Below are 22625 nucleotides of genomic sequence, written 5' to 3'. Positions count from 1 at the left end.
TTAATGATACAAATTGGGTTTAGGATAGTATTATTTGGTTATTTAATAATGTTAGATTAATTTTCATTGTGAGCTAAATATATAGAAAACACAAATTTATTAGTCCCTAAAAATATACCATAATTATGAGTTCTGAAGAAGTGAAAGAAAATATTAAGCTGCTGCAGGAAAAATTCAAAAGTATTGCAGATATAACTGTCAGTTACGATAGATATGACATTATATTATATAATTACGATGAAGTTGAGGATATATCCAAATTTATCAAGGAAGAAACCACTATTAAATCTTGGACTGTATTAAAAACCAAGGTGAATCCAAACACGGAGTTTGATTGGATTTAAATTTAAAAAATTTAATTTAAGGTAAAAATTTTATAAGTTAATGCACGGGTTTATAACTCACGTCATATTTTTAGCGGGTTAGCTTATTAACTGGATGATTTGAAACATAAAAATATTAATTATTGTTATATTTGAATAACATTTTTAAAAATAACTGTATTTAAGCCTGTGAAGGGACTCGAACCCCTATCTGTTACTTACGAGGCAACTGCTCTGGCCTTTGAGCTACACAGGCTAACGAAATCTTTTATAAAAAAGCGCCATAAACTAACTTGGTTGATTGTAATTAGTTCAGGGCAGTGCTTTAAAAAGCAGCAAATTCCCGGGTTTGAAGACACATTTTAAAATATCTTCAATGTAACATTGTTATAACAGGTATATAACTTTTATTATTGATAAAACACGAAAAACGTTTAGAAATGATAATGGAATACATCTTCAATTAATAAGCATAAAGAATAATTAAAATAGTATCTTTTTTTATTTCTGAATTTCTTTTTTGAGCATTGTTATAATTTTTAGCTGACGTTTCCCATTTATTCCAATGTCTTTTAATTCTTTTAGGATATTTTTTATTGTGTCATCAGAATTCAATTCTAATTTTAGATTTTCTAAAGATGAATCCATCTTTGAATCTTCTACAAATTCTTTGAAATCTTTTAATTCTTTTTTATCAAATTCTTTTAACCTTTCCTTTTGAAAATCTTCAAATTTCATATCATTAAAATATTCATGTTCCAATTCCTTAAATGAGTGTACTTTAATTTTATCAAGCTCTTTTAATGGATTTTCTTCTTTATTTTTAGAATGTTTATTCTTCATAATACCACTTTTTTAGTTGATTGGTTTAAAGCAGCGTTTATTGAAATTAATTAATGAAATGGTTTATATTTTACAAATTTAGTTTTTATAGTTTATTTATCTGCAGCATTTAATTAATGGGTTTCTATTAATTTAGCTTTTCGCTCATGATCATGCGCGCACTTCATGCTTTATGTTAAATTATAATATCAATTAATTATATGAAATTATATTTGGAAAAGTGTAATTTACTTAACCATGTAACTCATAAAAATTCAAATAATGTCGGCGCAACCATTTAGACATGAGCGTAGTTATAGTTTATTTAATTTTTAAGAGTATACACTAAAGTTGTTAAAAATAAGCTAGTGATCAACTTTACTTTCATAAAATTCTTGAAAATCGTCTGCAAAATCGTTAATTAGTTTAATATCTCTTTGTTCCTCAACAGGCCATTTTTTAAGGGGATAATGTATTATTACATTAATGATTTTGTCTTCTGGATCTATCTCATATTCATAAGCACTGCCTTCTTTAAAGTGAGTTACATGTGATTTATATTCCAGTAATTTTTTATCTATATCCTCTATATTTTCTTTAGACAGCTTATCATCTGTAAATTCTAGTTTAAAACTAACGAAACCTTTTCGAGGCTGCCCTATTTTTTCTTGATTTAATGTTTTAATCATAATATCACCAATTAATCCTTAATTCAATCAGATTACAAATATTAACCAAAATGGGCCGTACATTAATTCAGAAGATGATTTAGTTTGGGTTTGAATGTTCATTTGTAGGATACAGATTATACCAGGGAATATGCAGTAGAATTATTTTTTTTACTTTTTCAGCTTACCCTTTAATTCAGCGGATTTGCCTTTAAGTTTTCCTTTTTCTTCTGCAGTTTTACCCTTTATTTTTCCTTTTAACTCTTTACCTTTGCCTTTAATATCATGGGTGTCAACCATAAGACCACCACTACTGTTTTTGATCGTAATCATACATATATTTTATTTTTTATTAAATAATTACTGGGTTGCTGTATTACTCCAATTAGAGTATAAAAGACTAAATGTAATTTTATAGTTATATTAGCTGCAATTTAGCTAAAATAATGGAAAATAATTAAAAAAATAGTTTTAATAAATCACTATTTGGATAATAATTGCATATATACAAAAAAAGTTAATTTAAAGGATTTAATTAGGTTTTTACTTGCTTTAAATGTTTTCTGCTTCTAATGTGTCATCACTTGAGAAATTAATATGTGGGACTACTTTTTCGTTCTCATTAATTTCAAAATATCTTTCTTCTTCAAATCCAAAGAAGCTAGCGATGATATTGCTTGGAAACATCTGACATTTATTGTTATACTGCCATACCACATCATTGTACAACTGGCGGTAATATGCAATCTGGTTTTCGGTTTCAGACAGCTGTTTCATTAGATCTTCGAAACTTTCGTCAGCTTTTAAATCAGGATAAGCTTCTGCAACTGCAAATAGGCTTTTTAAAGTTTTAGTTAGATGAGTATTTGCTTTTTCATTTTCTTTTACAGTTTCCGCATTTGATAGTCCTGCTCGTGCTTCAGTAACTCCTTTAAGTGTAGTTTTTTCATGTTTAGCATATCCTTTCACTGTTTCAACCAGGTTAGATACTAAATCTGCTCTTCGTTCTAATTGAACATTAATTTGTGACCATGCATTATCTGCACCGTTTCTAAGCTTAATTAAACTGTTATACATAACTATAACAGCTCCGGCTAATCCTCCAATAATTAAAACGACTATCAGGAAGCCTATTTCATTCCACATCTCAAACCACCGTTTTAAAATAATATAATTTATTAATTACAAACTATTTTCTTATGATTAGATATATAAGCTTTTTCAAATTATCGTGGGTACTATAAATTGATCTTAAAAATATGGCAGCCGCACAGCATATTTTAAGAAGTAAAGGGGATTAAAAGTAATTTTTAACCGAGTTTTAATTTCATTAACTATCTATTTAAATCTAATTTTATATTTTTAGCAGTTTAATATTGTTATATTTTAAACAGGGTATAACCTAATTAATAATTTATATTTATTTCAATTTAAAAATTGAAAAATAGGATAATATATAAATAGAAAAATTAAGTTATTAACATATGAATTTTTAATAACTAAAAATGGTGTTAAAATGGCTTTTCATGTAATGATAATTCCTACTTTGGGCTGTCCTTCTGAGTGCAACTACTGCTGGAGTTCGCAGGAGGGATCTCCTGTAATGAGCATTGAAACTGTTGAAGAAATCGTTAACTGGCTTAAGACATTCCGCAACGAACCAGTTACATTTACATTTCATGGGGGAGAACCTCTACTTGCGGGTCTGGATTTTTATAAAAAAGCGTTGCCAATGCTTAGAAACGGTTTGAATGATCTGAAACCTGCATTTGCCCTTCAGACTAATCTATGGAATATGACAGATGAACTTGCTGAACTTTTCAGCGAGTATAATATTCCAATAGGTTCAAGTTTAGACGGGCCTAAGGAACTTAATGACTTTCAGAGGGGGAAAGGTTATTATGAAAGGACCATGATGGGCTATGAAATTGCAAAGGCACATGGTTTAAAAGTCAGTTTTATTTCTACATTTACTTCTTATTCTATAGATTATAAAGAGGATATCTTTAATTTTTTCCTTGAAAAAGGTTTGACACTTAAATTACACCCTGCTTTACCTTCACTGCGCAGTGAAGACCCTACTAAGTGGGCCATTGATCCGCAAAAGTATGGGGAGCTTTTGATCTATCTTTTAGACAAATATTTAGAAAATATGGGTGAAATTGAAATTATGAACATAGACCATCTCTGTAAATGTGTACTTACTCGTAGGGGGACTGTCTGTACTTATGTGGACTGTATGGGGGATACATTTGCAGTAGGGCCGGATGGGAGCATATATCCTTGCTATAGATTTGTAGGAATGCCTGAGTACGTGATGGGTAATGTCCGTGACCACCCAACAGTTGAGGATCTCTCTAAATCTGCACCTGCAAAGCTTCTTGATGAATTTAAGGAATATGTAGATAAAGAGTGCAAAAGATGTTCATATATGAAGTTTTGTAGAGGAGGATGTCCTTATAATGCTTTAAAAATTAATGAAGAAACTAATAAGGCGGAAATTGATGGTGTGGACCCTCACTGTGAGGCATATAAAATAATATTTAAGGAAATTACAGATCGTGTAAATAAAGAGTTTTTGTCATCACAGGGTATGATGGCATTTGGGGCAGGGAAGCCCGAGGAAAAAGTACAAAAGCCGAGGATAATGTCCATAATGCTTAAGCGTATTTAACCAATGATTTAATTATGAGATATGGTTTTTCTAGTTTAATTAGTCTATATTAATAGGTTATAATTTTGTAATTTAAAATAAGAAGAAATATGTGAGTTTTAGGGCAATTAAGGAGTCATAAGATCAACCCTAAACCTCGCTAATTACTCAAATACGTATCCACATTCAGTGCACCGGAATTTAGATCCCTTTGGGACTTTGGATCCGGAGTGTTTGTATTCAACACCTACAAGCATCCCTGTTGAATCATTTTGTATGATATGTTTATCTTTACAACCGCATTTAGGACATTTTTTGCTTAATTCTTCTGTTTTCATGTCTTAGCCTCCTAAAATTATTCAAATTTTAGAGATGTTTATATTAGTTCGGTCTTCTCCGAATGTATTATAATATGCAGATCAAAGTATATAAACATTGCTGCAAGCTGAACTCTAAGTTAAACCAAGTGTTAAAAAGTCAAAAAAAACATTATAATACAATTTAAAGTTGTAAGTTTAATCCAGAGGTTTTATTTACTAATTTATTTATTTAAATTCTTATTTGCATGTGGGTCGTTTAAAGATAAACCAATCTTATTATGTTGTTTTCAGATTTATCATAAGTTTAATTAAATTAGAAGAAGAAATAGTTATTTGATAAAAAAAATGTTAAAATAGTAATTGTAATGTTTATAAGAGGTATGCTAAAATGAAAATAGGTGACTTGGCTAAAAAATGCCCTAAATGCGGCGGTGTAGATAAAACAGTTAAAAGAAATATAGAAACTGAACATCATGCTCATGCAACAACAGGGGCAGTGATTTGTACTAAATGTGGATATGTATTTAAATCAAAGAAAGATGAGGAAGAAGAGTAAGTAAATCATATATTTACTAAATATTCTATTTTTTGATAAAAAACTGAATTATTTTTTTAAATAACTTAAAATGCACAAAATATATTTATATTATTATTTAATACATATTGTAGTTTAAAAAACCTTAAAAATAAATTTTTAGCTTTTATATTAATCTTTAAATATTTTTTAGATACCTATTAATTTATTTGCAATATTTGTGATGTGTGTGATATGTGTATACGTGTTATACATACACATTAACATGTGCTTAAGTTATCTGAGTGTAATTTCATTTATACACATTTAACATACTTGCACTTAGCTTGCAGGATTCTGCTACATCTTCTAGAAAGTACATGAAATTTTACACTTGAAATGCATGTCTAAATTTGAACCATAAAAAATTGTTATAATCAAGTTTTTATACTTGATCTTCCAATTCACTTTATACTAATTTTAAAGTGGATGTAACTTTTTATTATGTGAAGATTAATAAAGGAGTTATAATAAACTGAATAAGAGTTAAATCCGAGAGTAAAAAAATCAGAAAAGGGATAAAATGAAGATAGTTAAAGAATGGTGTATGTATTGTGGTGAATGCGCAGGCGTATGCCCAAGATGCCTGATTGAAGTAGGCGAGGCAACCATAACGTTTGATGAAAGTTCATGTAAAGATTGTGAAATATGCGTACAAGCATGCCCAGTGCGTGCTTTAATAAAAGAAGAATAAGGTGAATTAATGTTAATTGAAACTGATGTTCTAGTAATTGGGGCAGGTCCTGCAGGTTCATCTGCCGCCAAACACGCTGCTTTAAACGGTGCAGATGTGTTAATGATTGAAAAAAAATCTGAAATAGGCGCTCCTAAAAGATGTGCCGAAGGTGTATCCAAGGATGGTTTAATTGAATTAGGCGTAGAGCCAAGCAGCAGGTGGATAACTTCAGAAATCAATGGTGTACGTCTTGTATCTCCAAATGGAACCGATGTCTGGCTTACTGAAGATACAGTAAAACTTCCAGAAATGGGTTATGTGGTAGAAAGAAAGGTATTTGATAAACATATGGCTATGGACGCTGCAAGAGCAGGCGCTGACATAATGATCAAGACTCTTGCTAAAGGCTTAGAAAGGAAAGACGGCCATGTAATTGTAAAAGCAGAACGCATGGGTGAAGAGTTCGATATTAAGGCAAAGATAGTTATAGGTGCAGACGGTCCAGAATCGAGAGTTGGAAGATGGGGCGGTCTTAAAACTGCAGTCAAGCCTAAAGATATGGAATCTGGTGCCCAGTTTGAAATGGTGGGTGTAGAACTGGAAAGTGATACCGCATTAGAATTTTACTTTGGAGATGTTGCCCCTGGAGGATATGCATGGGTATTTCCAAAGGGAAAAGACATTGCAAACGTTGGTCTTGCAGTTATATCTACACTAACAGAAAAAAGTGCCTACGAACACCTCATTGACTTTGTAAAAAACTGCCCTACAACTAAAAATGCTACAGCAGTGGAACTTAATATAGGTGGAGATCCTGTAGGTGGAATCTTGAAAAAAATAGCCACTGATAACGTTATGGTTGTAGGAGATGCAGGTGGAATGGTAAATCCTTTAACTGGTGGAGGAATAATAAGCGGTATGCAGGGCGGACGTATTGCCGGTCAAATAGCTGCTGCGGCAGTTAAAGACGATGATTTCTCTGAAAAAAGGCTTGCAGAATATGAAAAACGATGCAAAGAAGAAATTGGGGATTCATTTAATAAGTACATGAAGGCAAGAAGTTATCTTGAAAGCCTTTCAAATGAAGAATTAGACTCAATAGCCGAAGTGTTCAGGGAAACTGAATTTGAGAAGATAAGTACAACTGAACTTCTTAAGGTACTTGTTAAAGTCTCACCTAAAGCTTTATTAAAGCTCGGAAAACTATTCTAAATAATTTTGATCAAATTTTTGATCCTCTTTTTTATTTTACTTGAAAATATATTCAAGTGCCTTTTTTTTAATTTTTTAAAACAGAATAATTAAAATAACTATTAAAAAGAATACCATCGCGACTTGATGATATAAAATGTCAGCAATCTGAGTCATTTCATCTTTGTCTATATAAACAGAAAGGTATAATGGTATTGCAGCTAAAAACGATGGTAAAATTGCGACTACAAACTGGATAATGTTCATTTCTCCTGTATAAAGTATATAAATTAAACTTATTCCAGCTATGGCTCCTACAATACTTGCAGAAATTTGCTTTGATTTATACATAACATAAGTGGCCATTCCTGCCATGTACATGAAAAAATATACGCTTACTGGAACTAAAAGCACGTTGCCCAGCAGCACACAGCATGAAGCTATCCTTAAGACGCTGTTTGTGGCAGTACTTGTAAAAGGTGCAAATATGGTGTCTTTAAGTCTTACAGGAGGTAATGTATAGATCAACTGATTTAAGAGCATTAGCCCTAAAATTATGGTAAATAGAGGATCTAAAGTAGTCAGTGAGATTATAAATACTGCAACTATCAGAAAACTGGAGAAAATCAGTATCCACTTTTCATCAATCTTATTTTCAATAAAAGCCCTGTTTCTTTTAGTGTAATCTTTTTTATCTACTTCAAGATCAGTCAGGTCATTTAAACTGTACAATGCGCCCCAGAACACTGAAACAAGTAAAAGACCTTCCAGTATTTCAAAAGGGTTTGTAATTATTATTCCTGAAAAATAAGCATATGTAAGGGCAAGCAGGTATGCATTGAAGTTTTTAGATGCCCATGACAGTCTTGTAGATTTAATAAGGGTCTTTATCATCTTTTATCCTCATTACATACTCAACTTGATTCATGTATCTATTTGTAGTTTGACAGCTAACTGCGAAAAAAGTTTAATCTTATTTTTTGAGTGCATCACATATAAATCTTGGTTTATGGCCATATTTATGGATGTATTCTCTAACTGTATCTGTATCTGCATCTTTAACATGCATTTTTACAATTTCTATAGTTTCTTTTTCTGAGTAACATATCACGACGACATCAAAAAATATGTTGAGTATATTTACAAGAATTTTTGAAAATAAGCCCAGATCTGAAAATAAATCATATTTTTTCCCCATTATATGAATTCGCCATGCAGTCTGTAAAATAATGTTTATATTTTTGAAGTATTTTCTGTGCCTTAAATATTCAGTTATACACAGTAAGTAAAAATAAAGAGCTTTAAAACCTGAATAATAAGTCCATTTACTAAAACCTATGTAGTTAGAGTCTAAATTATGTGAATCATGAAAATTATCTGCAATTAAAACTGCATCATATTCTGAAAGTTTTCTATAAATCTCTTCTTTTGATTTTACTTCCAGATCTTCACTTATTCCTTCAAACATGGTGTTAAAAACATGTTTTGAGCTTACATTCACTGATTTTAAACGTAATTTCATATCATAAATATTTAAATTAAGATCACCTATGGCGTGGTAAATATTCGCTGATTTACCAGTACCTGGAGCCCCGATTACGTGGACTATTTTACCTCTGTCATTTTTCAAGCCTTTCATTATCTGGCAAAGCTTTTTGTAGCAATCGGTGATTAGGAAAAGTTCATTATTACCTGCAGAACTTACTTTATATTTTTCCATAGAGTAATGTTTTGATTTTAAAAGTATATAAATGCAGATAACCGGTAAAATAGCTGTTTCAACATTGGAACCTTTATAATAAAATTTTGAGTTACTGGTTAAGCATTTAGATTATTGTAAGTTCATTAATTGAAAATATTATAATAAAATTCAGTTATGAATCAATCATATCTTAAATCACTATTTTTAATAATTTAAAGCTTTAAATGGGGGAACGCTTTATAATGTGGCATAGAATATTTTATTACTTTTTACGATCATATTAATGTATGATGGTAACTTTATGGTAAAAATTAGCTTATTATGCGCAGTTTCGATGTTTTGCAGTTTATATGGCATATTGCGGAATATGAACGTTTTTAATATAATGAAATAAAATATTTTAAGTTGTATTGAAATTTAAAATGGCTTGGTGACTCACATGGCAAAATATAGATGTACGGTATGTAACTATGTGTATGATGAGGAAAAAGAAGGCACTAAATTTGAGGATTTGCCTGAAAACTGGACGTGTCCAGTTTGTAATTCTCCAAAGAGCGAATTTGTACTGCTTACTGAAGAAGTTAAGGAGCTTAAGGAGGGTGAATCAACAGTTTCTGATGTTTTAGTGGAACAGATGGCTGAGTGGGGAGTGGAATATGTTTTTGGGATACCTGGAACTTCATCCCTTGGAATTATAGATGCAATACGGAAAAATGAAAAAATTAAATACATACAGGTACGTCATGAGGAATCCGCGGCATTTATGGCATCTGCCCACGGTAAATTAAAGGGGCATGTGTCAGCATGCCTGACAGTAGCAGGGCCGGGTGCTACAAACTTAGCTACAGGACTATACGACGCTAAACTGGACCATTCACCTGTTTTAGCACTTACTGGAATGGTTAAAAGACAGTTAATTGGCCCGGGATCTTTCCAGGAAATAGACCAGCACTCTTTTTTTAAGCCTATTACTATATTTGATGAGATATTGATGTCTGAAAACCAGACAGTGACCCTTACAACCTTTGCAATGAAACATGCAATCACAGGTAGGGGCGTGGCACATATTGGTATTCCAAATGATGTCCAAAAATTACCTCATACTGAAAAAATAATTTCATTTGACGGCAGTTTTCCGAATAAAGCTATATCGCCGCCAATGTTTGTGATAATGCAGGCTGCCCAGATCATTAATCAGTCAAAGAGACCTGTGATAATCGCAGGTTTTGGTGCAATGGGACAGGGAGCTAACCTGTTAGAACTTGCAGAAAAAATTTCAGCATCAATTGTCAGTACCTTTAGAGGTAAAGGGGTGGTAGATGAGTTTAATGATCTTTATGTAGGCAGCCATGGGGGAATTGGGTCAACTGCAGCCACCAGATTGGTTCGAAGTGCTGATCTTTTAATTGTGGTCGGGTCTTCATTCTCAGATATGACCCAGATACCCGAGAAGAAAACCATACAAATCGATATAGATCCAATGATGATAGCCAAGCAGTACCCTGTAGAAGTTGGACTGCTTGGAAACAGTGCTGAGATACTACCTAAACTTAATGACCTGGTTAAAGAAAACAAGAAAGAAAGTTACCTTGATGAAATTAAAAAATTTAAAAGGGACTGGTTAAAGTTATTGGAGGGGGAAATAGACTCAAAAACAACACCAGTACGTCCGCCGTATATAATTAAAGTTCTCAATGATAAACTTGCAGATGATGCGGTTATAACTCTGGACATTGGGGAAAATACATGGTGGTTTGGAAGGAATTTCTGGATGAAAGACACACAGAAGATGATACTTTCGGGTTATTTAGCTTCTATGGGATTTGGACTTCCAGCAGCGATTGCAGCACAGCTTATCTATCCAGATAGGCAGGTGGTATGCGTTGCTGGAGATGGTGGTTTTTCAATGCTAATGGCGGATTTTGTAACTGCTATTAAATATGAACTTCCAGTAAAGATATTTATTTTAAATAACAGGGAGCTTGGCATGATTCGCCAGGAACAGTTGATGGAAGGCTATGAAAACTGGCAGACTGAACTTTACAACTTTGATTTTGCAGAATATGCCCGAATTTGTGGTGGTATTGGAATCAATGTTGAAAAGCCTGAACAATTAGAAGATGCAGTTGAAAAAGCTCTTTTGGAAAATAAACCAGTTATTGTAGATATCAATACAGATCCTGTAAGATTTAAATGAATGATTAATTAGATTAATTTTGTTTTAAATATCTTATTTTTTTTATCTAAACATGTTTCGGCGTCTTAAACATTAAATTTAATTTTTAGTTCTATTTTTATTTAGGAAAGTGTACATTCACCATTTGTTGGGGATTAAACGATTTTTAATGTTTTTTCAGATATAAATAATAATATTAATATAGTAAGTAATAACATACTATCATAACAGGAAAATAGTGTTTTCTGTTTGCATAATAAGTGCCGGTGAATTGATTGTAAATTTCAAATGGATTTTTAATCTCACACACCCTTTGAGATTTTATCAATTGCACTGCCTAAATTTACTGCGATTATTTCAACGAATAACTATTTTCTAAAGCAATTACTGAACATACGGAGGTGGAATAATTAGAAAAAAAATTACAACAGCAGTTTTAATGGCATTTATAGTGTTTGCAGCATGTAGTGTAGCTACAGCACAAATGTACGATCCAAATATCGAAAATAATGAAGCAAATGCCTCAATTTTAGCTGATCCTCCATTACTGCAGGTTACAGGAAACGTAACTATTGGGGGCAATGCATCAATATTGAGCCCAAGTCAAACTCAGGACCCTGGTCAAGCTCAATCCCAATCTCAAACTTCAACTATTGTAAACAACAACCGTTTATCAAATATCAATGCTAACGGGGCAGCTAGTAACTCCTCTTCAAGCAATACATATATTATAAGAAATACTAACACGTTTAACCCGGTTATAATTTTGACTAACTCGAACAGTGTGGGTAGTATAACTGTCAGGTCAGCTAACGTCAATATGTAACAAGTCTGATTTTATGGTAATTAAAATGCAGAATATTTTCAGGTACATTTTTTTTATTTTTATCTCTTTTTTATAATTCAACTCGTTTGTTTGCGTTAATTTTAAATTAAATTTTCACGTTTTAGATGTTTCAGCGATTAATTCAATAAACAATTTTGAATTTGGAGGCATTCGTTTTGTGCTGGATTTTTAATTATCTAAAATATAAAGGATAAATAGTACGGAATATAAAAACTGTATAAATGAAAAAAAATAATCTGTAAATTTTGTTATTTATTTAATTTAGAGGAAAAAAACTATGAAAGTTCTCTGTATAACTGAAGAATCACTCTTCCGTCCAGAAGCAGTAAGATGGCGGGAGAGAATGGGCCTTCTTGAACCATTGGGCGATGCGCTGGTTATTTTGCCGTGCAGTATGAAAAAACCCTATTCATCATCACGATCTCACTCAATATTTATGAAAGCGACAAAGGGCATACAGGAAGTCATACTGACCTCTCCATTTGGAGTTTGTCCCCGTGAAGTGGAAAAAATATATCCCATACAATCATACGACACTTCAACAACAGGTGAATGGTCACATGAAGAAATTAAAGTTGTTGGGGAATGTTTAAGGGATTATGTCGGTGAAAAGGAAGTAATAGCTCATGTTGAAGGCGGTTATAAGCAGGTGTGCGAAGAATACCTGGACAATGCTGTCTACACATCAACTGGTCAAACCACATCGTCAGAATCTATGAACAACCTTAAAATGGAAGTTAAAAAGCACCCTAAACTTAAAGGAAGAGCTAAAACACTACATCAACTCAGATCAATTGCAAGATATCAATTTAACAGCAAAAAAGCTGATTGTTTAATACCTGATGATGTTAAAACCCGTGGAAGATTTGACAAACGAATATTTAAGGATGGAAAACAAATCGCTACTCTGCATTTCAATAATGGATTATATTCGTTGAATCTAGAAGGCGGAAAAATTTTGCAGAATATCAATAAAAAATGGGTTAAAATTAACTTTGAGCTTAAAACAAACACTTTATTCTCTCCAGGGGTAACTGAAGCTGATCCAGATATTATACCTGGTGATGAAGTGGTGATTTTAAAAGATGATGAAGCTGTAGCAGTTGGAAAGGCTATTTTAAGTGGGGAAGAAATGGAAAGGGCCGTTAAAGGTGTTGCAGTGAAAATAAGGCATAGAAAAAAATAGGGGGCAAAAAATTATAAATAACTATAAATGCAATAAATAAAAACATATAAAAACACCCTATTTTTAGATATTATTTAAAATTTGTTGAAATAGGAATAAATATAAACAAAAACAAGTTTAACTGTTTAAAATAGATATGAATTAAATTTATGTATTTGAGGAGATATCATGGCAGATGAATTAGTTGAAAAGATAAAAGAAGCAGTTTCAACAGTAGCTGACCCTCACATGGGTATTAGCATAGTTGAGATGGGAATTCTCCAGGACGTTCAAATAGAAAAAAATGGAACTACCGTTGCAAAACTTACAATTAGGCCAACAAACCCTGGCTGTATGAGCGCAGCAAACATAGCAATGAATGCAAAACTCGCAGCTGAAAAGGTAGAAGGCGTAGATAAAGTTGAAATACTTATCGAAGGCCACATGATGGCTGATGCAATTTCTGAAATGGTCAACAAATAATTTTTAAGATTCAACTGGAATTACCCTAATAACTCATCGTTTGAACTTCATAACATGCAAATGGTGTAATGAAATGGAATTACCTTGGAACGTTGTAGTTGTTACTGGTGTTCCTGGAGTTGGTAAAACAACTCTCTGTAGACGAGTTTCTGAAGATTTGGGTTACAATTACGTAAACTATGGAGATCTGATGCTTGAAATAGCTAAAAGCGAAGATCTCGCTTCTACAGATTCTGAAATGTTTAGTTTGGATATAGACACCCAGCAAAAAATTTGGAAGGGCGCATCTTTAAAAATAAAAGATATGAACTGTGTTCTTGTAGATTTACACGGTGTTGATCAGTCCCCAATTGGTTATATTCTTTCATTACCCATAGAAATTATATCTCCAGATATAATTGTGGTAATAGAGTCTTCTAAGGATAATATACTCCAGCGAAGGCATAAAGATACTAAAGAAAGGATAATTGATACTATAAATAGTTTAAATGAACATATGAATATATTGAGGACTTCAATGGCTGTATGTTCTGCTATTTTGGGGTGTAATTTGATAGTACTTGAAAATGATAATTTGGAAGATTGTTTTTTAAAACTAAAAAATCTTTTGGGTACTGGCAGTTTATTATAAAAAAAATCCAAATTTAAGCGTAAAGCTTATATAGGATGAAGACTAAATCTTGAATCTACCCCTTTACAGATTTCAAATTGTAAAACTGTATAAGTGAAATAATTTGTTTCTATAAATCAAATGGGGCCCGTGGCTCAGCATGGTTAGAGCGCACGGCTGATAACCGTGAGGCCCTGGGTTCGAATCCCAGCGGGCCCATTTACTTTTAATAAAGAATGTTAAACATTCTCTATTTTAATAATATAGGTCTAATATTTTCATATTTTCGAAAATTACTCTCTTATTTTTAGTTAAAGTTATATCGGTATTAAATTAAAAAAATCAAATTTTAATTATCTAATTAATTTGAACTTATTTTGAAAGATATAACTTGGTAAATATGCTTTATTCTATGATTGAATTCCTGAATTTATAGCTATTTGAAGTTAATATCTATTTATAGTTTATTTATTCATTTAAATTAATATTTAGAATGTTATTAGATGATTAAATGAACATAATATGCCTTAAAATATGAATAGATTGATAATAAGATAAATTTACTGTAAAATTTATTTATTATATGCTATTAAACATAATTTAATAATTAAAATAGATAAATTTAATAAAGAGAAAATTAAAAAGTGGGATATCAGTTGTAATAGGTATTACCATGAGATTTATTAACTCCAATTTTGAACCAAAATATGACTTTGCCCGATCTATTTCACGCCTGGTACAACCTATAATAATTACTATACCTATTTTTGTCATTTTAAATTATTTTGTAACGGGTGGAACTGGTTTTTTAATATTTACATTAATTTGCCTGCTTTTTGCAACTTTTTTACCATTTACAGCAGTTTGGATGTGGATTAAAAATAGAGATCTAGATTTGGATATAGCTGATAAGGATGAACGCACATTTCCATTACTTTTTGGGGTTTTATCATACATTATTGGTACAGTTATACTTTTTATTGCGGGAGCACCTGCCGCTGTCACCGTGTTAATGTTCTGTTACTTTTCAAATGCATTACTGACCATATTCATAACGTTTTTCTGGAAAATCAGTCTGCATTCTATGGGTATTGCTGGACCTACAGCAGCAATGGTATATGTCTTTGGATCTTCAGGACTTTTATTTTTATTTCCATTGTTTATGGTCATGTGGAGCCGGCTTTACCTTAACAAACATACACTGGCACAGGTTGTTGCAGGTGCTATCAGTGGCTTTGTTTTTACATGGCTGCAGTTTAAGATATTTCTAGTATGAACTGGTATGATTTGGGTCTATTTTTTAAACAGATTCTTTTACTTTCACTAATAATTTGTTTAATATCTGATGGTACTTTGAAAATCAATGTATTGTAGAAAAGGTTCGAAAATCAATGATTTTGGAGTAAAATCTTTGAAAACATTGAAAAAATTATATAATATTTAAGAAGATGTTTAAAAGTAGCTACACGAAATTTAATAATAATTTCATAGATATATGGCGATTTTAGAGAGCTTAAATTAACTCTATTTTTTTAATTAAATAATAACAAATTTTTAATATTAAACATAAACTTCTTTAAAACAGTATAATTGTATTAAAATTTCCTATTTGTTCTAAAAAGGTGTATGGTTGGAAATTAACTGGATAAAATAGTTATTGAAACTTTATTTAATAAATAAGTCAATTTTTGAATTTTTATAATTTTAATAAAAAAGGGGGATTTTGGTTATAAAAAAATTTATATTTCAAGATGTTCCATATTATAGATTGGAGCAATGATGGTAATCAATTACCTCATTTTATTATATTTTTTTTATAAACCTTTTTAAATACCTTCTGTTTTCACATAATGCTATTTTAAGGATTTATTATTTGTATTTTACTCTATTAACTATTTTCTACAAATTCATAAAGCTTTTTAAGGGCTGATCCTGATTCAACTGCATCTCGAGCGACTTCCACGCCTTCTGGAAAATTATCCACGATTCCACTTATAAAAAGGATAGCTGCGGCATTTGTGAGACATAGATCAAGCCTTGCCTTTTCAGTCTCATTTCTTTCCATACATTTAAGGACATCAACTGCGATCTGCATATTTTCATCGATATCTGAGGAAGCTTTTATCAGTTCTTCACGGGTCCTCTGGATACCGAAGTCTTCAGGGTAAATTTCTTTAATACTGATTTCCCCATTATCAACAATTGCCACTTTGGTTTTTCCCAGTGTAGATATCTCATCCATCGCGGGATTTCCATTGCTGTCAAACCCGTGAACTACCATGGCTTTTTTTACACCTAAATTTTTAAGTACATCTGCCACCAGTTCAACATAGTCCGGATCAAAAACTCCAAGGAGTTGAATATCTGCATTTGCCGGTGATGTAAGTGGGCCCAAGATGTTAAAGACTGTCCTTATATTAAGCTCCCGTCTCACAGGCATCACGTACTTCATTGCAGGGTGAAAGTTGGGCGCGAACATAAACCCAATGCCTGATTTTTCCATACTTTTTTCCACTTCTTCTGCCCCACTGTCAATGGTTACACCAAGGGCTTCCAGTATATCTGCACCACCACATTTACTTGTTATACTTCTGTTACCATGTTTTGCTATTACCACACCGCAGGATGCTGCTATTATCGCTGAAATGGTACTTATATTAAACGTTTTTAGTTTATCGCCACCAGTACCGCATGTATCTACAAGGGGAGCGTTTATATCTGGAGATACTGGTACGCAGACTTCTCGCATGGCCTTTACAAAACCGGTTATTTCTGGAACAGTTTCGCCCTTCATGGAAAGGGAAGTTAAAAAAGAAGCTATTTGAATGTCGCTTGCATTCCCATTCATTATTTGGGTCATACATTCGTAAGCTTCTTTTTCATTTAGATCTTCAAATGAAGCGACCTTTTTTATGCATTCAGCTATCATAAAAATCACTTTTTAACTTTTAGTAGCTTCTTTAAGTTCGGCGCAGAATTCACCAACTTTTTGCAGCATTTCTTCTTTATCTTCGAGATTTTCAGTTATTATGTTTAATATGGCACTTGCAACAATTGTTCCGTCAGCGCCTGCATTTATAACTTCCTTAACGTGCTTCGGCTTTGAGATACCAAACCCTACACTTATTGGAATGTCGCTGTGGCTTTTTATTCTTTTAATAAGGTCAACAGTGGTTGTTTTGAGTTCAGCTCTTGCACCGGTGGTTCCCATAACTGCAACCACATAAAGGAAACCAGAGCACATTTTTGTTATCTCCTGCAGCCTCTCGTTACCTGTGGTTTGCGCTGCCATGAAAATCTGCTGGACACCATTCTTTTGAGCGGCTTCCAGAGCATCACCTGCTTCTTCAGGGGGTAAATCTGCTGCAAGTATTGCATTTGCACCGTTATCTCTGGCCATTTCATAAAATTTATCGAGGCCCATTTTGTAAATAAGGTTATAGTATGTGAGAACTCCAACTGGAATATCTGTAAATTCACGGATCCGCCTTATGAATTCAAAACCCCTTTCAACAGTCATACCTGCTTTAAGCGCCCTTATATCGGCTAATTGAACTGTAGGCCCGTCAGCAACAGGGTCACTGAATGGGAAACCGATTTCAAGTGCATCAGCGCCGTTTTCTACAAAAACTTTTACAATTTCAAGGGATGTTTCGAAATCAGGGTCGCCTGCAACTACAAATGGAATAAATGCGCCTTCTTTTTTGGCCTTAGCCTGCTGGAATGCCTCGTCGTAACTTTTTATCTTCATAATTTTACCCCCATGTAGTCTGCAATTATATTAACATCTTTGTCTCCCCTTCCTGAGAGGTTTATAACTATTGTTTTTCCTTGATTCTCTTTAGCGTACTTTTCAGCCATTGCAACAGCATGCGAACTTTCAAGTGCTGGAATGATACCTTCATATTTTGACAGAAGCTTAAATGCTCTAAATGCTTCTTCATCAGTAATAGGGCCGTACTGTGCACGTCCAGTGACTTTCAAATATGAATGTTCCGGCCCAACACCAGGATAATCCAGCCCTGCAGATATGGAGTGGGCTTCAGAGATCTGTCCATAGTCATCCTGAAGGACAAATGATAAAGACCCATGTAGAACTCCTTCAGTACCTGCACTGAGTGTGGCACCGTGTTTTCCTTCTAAACCGTCTCCCCCACCTTCAGCACCTACAAGTTCTACCTCTTTATGGTCTATAAATTCTGAAAATATTCCCAGGGAGTTACTTCCACCACCAACACATGCTATTACAGCGTCTGGGAGTTCACCTTCTTTTTCAAGGATGTCTTTTTTTGTTTCCTTTCCAATAACTGTCTGGAAGTGTTTTACCATTGCGGGGTATGGGTGAGGCCCTGCAGTGGAACCCAGCAGGTAATGGGTATTTTCAACATTTGTTATCCAGTCCCTCATAGCTTCGTTCATAGCATCCTTTAAAGTTTTAGCTCCACTTTCTACAGGGATAACTTTAGCCCCAGATATTTCCATTCTAAATACATTTAATTTCTGACGTGCCACATCTACGCTACCCATATAGATATCTGCAGGCATCCCAAACAGGGCACCTACAGTTGCAGTTGCAATACCATGTTGTCCAGCTCCAGTTTCTGCTATTAACCTTTCTTTACCCATATATTTTGCAAGAAGTCCTTGTCCAAGGGTGTTATTTATTTTATGGGCACCTGTATGGAGCAGATCTTCCCTCTTAAGGTAGATTTTACACCCAAGTTTTTCTGAAAGATTTTCCGCGTAGTAAAGAGGGGTGGGCCTACCTGCAAATTCCCTTAAATAATATTCAAGTTCGGCGTTGAATTTTTTATCATCTTTGTACTTTAAAAATGCCTTCTCAAGCTCTTCAAGGGCAGGAATTAGAAGTTCTGGAACAAATATCCCGCCGTATTTACCGAATTTACCATCTGAGATCATTAAATCACCTTACAATTTTCAACAAATTCTGCTATTTTATCTCTATTTTTAATTCCAGGACTATCTTCAACGCCTGAATTAACATCTACATAATCAAAAATGTCTTTAATTAAATTTCCTTTATTTTTCATCTTTTGTGCACTAATTCCACCTGCAAGAAACAGTTTTATATCATTATTGCTTTCTTTTGCAATTTCTGCTGCTTCAGCTGCAACTTCCAGTGGAATTTGCTTTCCAGTACCGCCACTTTTACCTTGAATCATAGAATCAAATATTAGATATTTGCAAACTTTTGCAAATGATTTTATTTCTTCTTTTTTAGATTCATCGATTTTCTCAGGAATTCCAATGGCTTTAATTACATTAATTTCTTTTAGTTTATCTATATCCTCTGCCTGTAATGAATGCAGCTGTATATTTTTAACGCCGCTTTTTTCTATAGAGTCCATGGCTTCTTCAACAGTTTCAGGCTCAAGTACAAGCACTGCTTTTTCTTTATTTTTCATGGAGTCCACAAGTTCTCTTATTTTTTCTATATCCTGAAATCTTTTGGACCGCTTTATGTTTATAAACCCTATAAAAGCAGGGCCTTTATTTTCACACACTTTAATGTCTTCAAGTCTTGTAATCCCGCAAATTTTGAATTCCACTTAACTCACCTTTGCGTTTTTACCTGCTTTAACCAGTTCCTGTACTGTTTCAAGTATGTTGTTTGATTCCATGATGGTTGAACCTATTAAGACTGCATCTGCGCCGTAGCTTCCAAGAAGTTTAACATCTTCAGAATTTTTAACCCCGCTTTCTGATACAAGAACCTTATTTTCAGGTATGTATTTTGCAAGCTTTTCAGTCCGTTCAAAATCAATACTGAAGTCGCTGAAATCCCGGTTGTTAATTCCTATTATTTCCGCACCTGCCTTTACGGCCATTTCTATTTCTTCCCTGTTTTTACATTCCACAAGGGCGTCCATTTCAAGGTAATGGCAGAGGTCGATTCCAAATCTGAGATCTTTATAAACACCTGCCATTAAAAGCACTGCACTGGCCCCACAGGACCTGGCTTCATAGATCTGGTATTCATCCATTACAAAGTCCTTTCTAAGAAGTGGCAGCTTGCTTACTTTAGACGCAATACGTAGATTTTTAATGCTGCTTTTAAAAAATGTCTGTTCTGTAAGCACCGAGATAGCACTTGCCCCTCCTTTATCATAGAGAGGAACAACATCTTCCACCAGAATGTTGGAAATGTCGCCTTTAGATGGAGACGCTGGTTTGTATTCGCAGATTACAGAAACATCCTCTTTATTAAGCAGTGCCTTTTTAAAATCGGCCCTTATTTTTGTCCCGCGGATATTTTCTTTTAATTCGCTTAAAGGCCTGTATTTCATGTCTCTTTTGAGCACTTTTTCCCTTTCAGTTATTATCTGTGAGAAATTGATCATGTACAGTCCTCCAGAAACCTTGTTTTTGGTGTTCTGGAACTGCAGGTTCCTTCAACTTCCAGGAAATTTTTAATTATCTTTAATCCGCTGGCTGTCCCTATAGACTCTGGATGGAACTGAAGACCAAAAACAGGGCAATCTAAATGTTTTATGGCCATTATAGTTCCGTCTTCTGTTTTTGCAATGACTTCTATACAATCAGGGGTGCTGTTTTCATCACAGATAAGTGAATGGTATCTCGTTGCAACGAGGGTGTTTTCAACGTCCTTAAAGATCCCTTCGTTGCTATGGGAAATTTCACTTAATTTACCGTGTATAGGCTCTGTTCTTTTAATTTTCCCTCCAAATGTCGCGAAAATACCCTGATGCCCTAAACATACTCCTAAAATTGGAATTTTACCTTTAAATTCTTTAATGACATCGCTACAAACCCCAAAATCTTTTTTATTGGTTGGGTTTCCAGGTCCTGGAGAAATTATTATGCTGTCTGGCTGAAGCTCTCTTATTTCATCAATGGTTATTTTATCATTTCTTTTAACCACTATGTCTTTTTCAAGCTGTCCAACTAACTGATAGAGATTATATGTAAATGAATCATAATTATCCAGTATCAGTATCATTTCAGTTCCCCCTTACCGCTTGCAACTTCAAGAGCCTTTATAACTGCCTGTGCTTTGTTTTCGCATTCAAAATATTCATTTTCTGGGACGGAATCATGTACAATTCCAGCACCTGCCTGTATTTTAGCTTTATTTCCATTGCAGACCAGCGTCCTTATAACAATTGCAAAGTCTGCATTTCCATTTAATGAGAAGTAGCCTAAAGCGCCACCGTAAGGTCCCCTTGGAAGTCCTTCCAGTTTGTTTATTATTTCCATGGCTCTGATTTTTGGAGCCCCGCTTAATGTCCCTGCAGGGAAAATGGAGCTGAATGCGTCAACTGCTGTCATATCATCTCTCAATTTTCCTGTTACATGGGAAACGATATGCTGTACATGTGAAAATTTCTTAACACCCATGTATTCTGGAACTCGTACTGAATCGAACTTGCTTACTTTTCCCACATCATTCCTTGCAAGGTCCACAAGCATTAAATGTTCTGCAAGTTCTTTTTCGTCATTCATCAGTTCTATTTCCAGTTTTTCATCTTCAGCATCTGTTTTACCGCGTTTCCTTGTCCCTGCAATTGGATATGTTTCCACATCGCTTCCTTCAACTCTGGCGAGCATTTCAGGACTTGAACCAATTATCTCACGGTTTCCAAGTTTTAAATGATACATATATGGTGAGGGATTCATTTCACGAAGTGCCTTATAAATTGAAAGCTTATCACCAGTGATTTCATATTCACGGGCATTTGATATGACACTCTGGAAGATTTCACCCGCTTTTATTCTTTCCTTAGCTTCTCTAACCATGTTTTCATATTTTTCCCTGGAAAAATAGTGCTTCTTAAACTTGAAATCAATACTACCGATATCATGTGATTCCTTTGCAATCTGGTTTATTTCTTCGATTCTATTTTCACCAAGGGTCACATATTCGCATTTGTTCTGCAACCGATCAAACGTAATGGTATCTAAGAATAAACCAAACTCAAAATCAGGATACTCTGAATCTTGAACATCAATATTTTCAAAATGTCGAACTGATTCATAGGATATGTAACCTACGAGTCCCCCTCTAAATCCCTTTTTCCCATTACTTTTAGATGTTAATTTTTTAAGTTCTTCAAATGGGTTTTCAGTCTCAATTTCTTCTTGAACTCCATCTTTTTCTATCTGTAAAACATTTCCATAAGCTCGTAGAACTGCAGCCGGCTTGAAGCCTAAAACTGAGAGCCTTGCAAGTCCGCTGTCACTTTCCATGGATTCAAGTAGAAACGCACTGTCATAGTTTCTATAAATATTTTTAAACAATTCAAATGGGGAATCGAAATCAAGTTCGATACTAACTGGCTCATTTAATTTAAGATCGCCAAAAACATTCACTGCCTTTCATATTAATCACCTATTAACGTATTTCTTACAGTATCCTATATACTATATAGTCCT

At 33.6% G+C, this 22625-nt stretch carries 25 protein-coding genes and 2 tRNA genes; 12 read left to right on the top strand and 15 right to left on the bottom strand.

The window, feature by feature from the left end:
- Positions 1 to 125: 125 nt before the first annotated feature.
- Positions 126 to 344, top strand: coding sequence for a hypothetical protein (locus AAGU07_RS03685; RefSeq protein ID WP_342457855.1), 219 nt, complete (start codon positions 126 to 128; stop codon positions 342 to 344).
- A gap of 163 nt (positions 345 to 507) precedes the next feature.
- Here the strand turns inward: AAGU07_RS03685 and AAGU07_RS03680 are convergent.
- The 5 genes from AAGU07_RS03680 to AAGU07_RS03660 all read right to left on the bottom strand — a co-directional run bounded on the left by AAGU07_RS03680 (position 508) and on the right by AAGU07_RS03660 (position 2959).
- A tRNA-Thr gene (locus tag AAGU07_RS03680) sits at positions 508 to 579 on the bottom strand.
- 245 nt (positions 580 to 824) lie between these two features.
- On the bottom strand, positions 825 to 1166 hold the full coding sequence (locus tag AAGU07_RS03675) for a hypothetical protein (RefSeq protein WP_342457854.1): 342 nt from the start codon (positions 1164 to 1166) through the stop codon (positions 825 to 827).
- Positions 1167 to 1510: 344 nt separating this feature from the next.
- Positions 1511 to 1834, bottom strand: coding sequence for a hypothetical protein (locus AAGU07_RS03670; RefSeq protein WP_342457853.1), 324 nt, complete (start codon positions 1832 to 1834; stop codon positions 1511 to 1513).
- 150 nt (positions 1835 to 1984) lie between these two features.
- A complete protein-coding gene (locus tag AAGU07_RS03665) occupies positions 1985 to 2113 on the bottom strand; it encodes an LEA domain-containing protein (RefSeq protein ID WP_095651969.1) in 129 nt (42 codons plus the stop codon).
- Positions 2114 to 2365: 252 nt separating this feature from the next.
- Entirely contained in the window at positions 2366 to 2959 is a 594-nt protein-coding gene (locus AAGU07_RS03660; protein WP_342457852.1) for a LemA family protein, read from the bottom strand.
- Positions 2960 to 3329: 370 nt separating this feature from the next.
- Between AAGU07_RS03660 and AAGU07_RS03655 the strand changes: the two genes are divergently transcribed.
- Positions 3330 to 4487, top strand: a complete 1158-nt coding sequence (locus AAGU07_RS03655) for a TIGR04083 family peptide-modifying radical SAM enzyme (RefSeq protein WP_342457851.1) — start codon at positions 3330 to 3332, stop codon at positions 4485 to 4487.
- A gap of 143 nt (positions 4488 to 4630) precedes the next feature.
- Here AAGU07_RS03655 and AAGU07_RS03650 read toward each other — a convergent pair whose 3' ends face one another.
- Positions 4631 to 4804 carry a TIGR04165 family Cys-rich peptide gene (locus AAGU07_RS03650; protein ID WP_095651970.1) on the bottom strand — a complete coding sequence of 58 codons (174 nt, stop codon included), beginning with the start codon at positions 4802 to 4804 and terminating at the stop codon, positions 4631 to 4633.
- Between the two features lie 370 nt (positions 4805 to 5174).
- Between AAGU07_RS03650 and AAGU07_RS03645 the strand changes: the two genes are divergently transcribed.
- The 3 genes from AAGU07_RS03645 (at position 5175) to AAGU07_RS03635 (ending at position 7248) form a co-directional block, all read left to right on the top strand.
- A complete protein-coding gene (locus AAGU07_RS03645; RefSeq protein WP_048081290.1) occupies positions 5175 to 5342 on the top strand; it encodes a TIGR04165 family Cys-rich peptide in 168 nt (55 codons plus the stop codon).
- 541 nt (positions 5343 to 5883) lie between these two features.
- The gene (locus tag AAGU07_RS03640; protein ID WP_048081289.1) at positions 5884 to 6054 is read left to right on the top strand and encodes a 4Fe-4S binding protein; all 171 of its coding nucleotides are present in this window, start codon (positions 5884 to 5886) and stop codon (positions 6052 to 6054) included.
- Positions 6055 to 6063: 9 nt separating this feature from the next.
- Positions 6064 to 7248, top strand: a complete 1185-nt coding sequence (locus tag AAGU07_RS03635; protein WP_342457850.1) for an NAD(P)/FAD-dependent oxidoreductase — start codon at positions 6064 to 6066, stop codon at positions 7246 to 7248.
- Between the two features lie 75 nt (positions 7249 to 7323).
- Here the strand turns inward: AAGU07_RS03635 and AAGU07_RS03630 are convergent, their stop codons facing one another.
- Together AAGU07_RS03630 and AAGU07_RS03625 are read right to left on the bottom strand one after the other, a co-directional pair.
- Positions 7324 to 8121: a UbiA family prenyltransferase gene (locus AAGU07_RS03630; RefSeq protein ID WP_342457849.1), complete on the bottom strand. Its 798-nt coding sequence runs from the start codon at positions 8119 to 8121 to the stop codon at positions 7324 to 7326.
- A gap of 79 nt (positions 8122 to 8200) precedes the next feature.
- Positions 8201 to 8947 carry a hypothetical protein gene (locus AAGU07_RS03625; protein ID WP_342457848.1) on the bottom strand — a complete coding sequence of 249 codons (747 nt, stop codon included), beginning with the start codon at positions 8945 to 8947 and terminating at the stop codon, positions 8201 to 8203.
- 421 nt (positions 8948 to 9368) lie between these two features.
- Between AAGU07_RS03625 and AAGU07_RS03620 the strand changes: the two genes are divergently transcribed.
- From AAGU07_RS03620 to AAGU07_RS03590, 7 genes are all read left to right on the top strand, one after another.
- Positions 9369 to 11126 (top strand): thiamine pyrophosphate-dependent enzyme, encoded by a 1758-nt coding sequence (locus AAGU07_RS03620; RefSeq protein ID WP_342457847.1) that lies wholly within the window; start codon positions 9369 to 9371, stop codon positions 11124 to 11126.
- 418 nt (positions 11127 to 11544) lie between these two features.
- Positions 11545 to 11931 (top strand): hypothetical protein, encoded by a 387-nt coding sequence (locus AAGU07_RS03615; RefSeq protein ID WP_342457846.1) that lies wholly within the window; start codon positions 11545 to 11547, stop codon positions 11929 to 11931.
- Positions 11932 to 12229: 298 nt separating this feature from the next.
- The gene (locus tag AAGU07_RS03610; RefSeq protein WP_342457845.1) at positions 12230 to 13138 is read left to right on the top strand and encodes a DUF5591 domain-containing protein; all 909 of its coding nucleotides are present in this window, start codon (positions 12230 to 12232) and stop codon (positions 13136 to 13138) included.
- Positions 13139 to 13306: 168 nt separating this feature from the next.
- Complete coding sequence (locus AAGU07_RS03605; RefSeq protein WP_342457844.1) at positions 13307 to 13600, top strand: iron-sulfur cluster assembly protein; 294 nt, start codon at positions 13307 to 13309, stop codon at positions 13598 to 13600.
- 73 nt (positions 13601 to 13673) lie between these two features.
- A complete protein-coding gene (locus tag AAGU07_RS03600) occupies positions 13674 to 14231 on the top strand; it encodes an adenylate kinase (protein WP_342457843.1) in 558 nt (185 codons plus the stop codon).
- A 123-nt stretch (positions 14232 to 14354) separates the two neighbouring features.
- Positions 14355 to 14429 (top strand) — tRNA-Ile (locus tag AAGU07_RS03595).
- A gap of 454 nt (positions 14430 to 14883) precedes the next feature.
- On the top strand, positions 14884 to 15486 hold the full coding sequence (locus AAGU07_RS03590; protein ID WP_342457842.1) for a PAP2 family protein: 603 nt from the start codon (positions 14884 to 14886) through the stop codon (positions 15484 to 15486).
- Between the two features lie 612 nt (positions 15487 to 16098).
- Here AAGU07_RS03590 and trpD read toward each other — a convergent pair.
- Genes trpD through trpE form a run of 7 tightly spaced genes read right to left on the bottom strand, consistent with a single transcriptional unit; the run spans position 16099 to position 22562 of the window.
- A complete protein-coding gene (trpD, locus tag AAGU07_RS03585; RefSeq protein WP_342457841.1) occupies positions 16099 to 17139 on the bottom strand; it encodes an anthranilate phosphoribosyltransferase in 1041 nt (346 codons plus the stop codon).
- Between the two features lie 12 nt (positions 17140 to 17151).
- Positions 17152 to 17961: a tryptophan synthase subunit alpha gene (trpA, locus tag AAGU07_RS03580; protein ID WP_342457840.1), complete on the bottom strand. Its 810-nt coding sequence runs from the start codon at positions 17959 to 17961 to the stop codon at positions 17152 to 17154.
- Entirely contained in the window at positions 17958 to 19130 is a 1173-nt protein-coding gene (gene trpB, locus AAGU07_RS03575; RefSeq protein ID WP_342457839.1) for a tryptophan synthase subunit beta, read from the bottom strand. The genes trpA and trpB overlap by 4 nt, the downstream gene beginning before the upstream one ends.
- A complete protein-coding gene (locus AAGU07_RS03570; RefSeq protein ID WP_342457838.1) occupies positions 19130 to 19780 on the bottom strand; it encodes a phosphoribosylanthranilate isomerase in 651 nt (216 codons plus the stop codon). The genes trpB and AAGU07_RS03570 overlap by 1 nt, the downstream gene beginning before the upstream one ends.
- Complete coding sequence (gene trpC / locus AAGU07_RS03565; RefSeq protein WP_342457837.1) at positions 19781 to 20572, bottom strand: indole-3-glycerol phosphate synthase TrpC; 792 nt, start codon at positions 20570 to 20572, stop codon at positions 19781 to 19783.
- Positions 20569 to 21192: an aminodeoxychorismate/anthranilate synthase component II gene (locus AAGU07_RS03560; protein ID WP_342457836.1), complete on the bottom strand. Its 624-nt coding sequence runs from the start codon at positions 21190 to 21192 to the stop codon at positions 20569 to 20571. Before AAGU07_RS03560 ends, trpC begins: the two co-directional genes overlap by 4 nt.
- Positions 21189 to 22562: an anthranilate synthase component I gene (gene trpE, locus AAGU07_RS03555; protein WP_342457835.1), complete on the bottom strand. Its 1374-nt coding sequence runs from the start codon at positions 22560 to 22562 to the stop codon at positions 21189 to 21191. Before trpE ends, AAGU07_RS03560 begins: the two co-directional genes overlap by 4 nt.
- Positions 22563 to 22625 lie beyond the last annotated feature (63 nt).

Origin of the sequence: Methanobacterium sp. (assembly GCF_038562635.1) — an archaeon.
GTDB lineage: Archaea > Methanobacteriota > Methanobacteria > Methanobacteriales > Methanobacteriaceae > Methanobacterium_D.
This window is presented reverse-complemented; position numbering and strand designations above follow the sequence as displayed.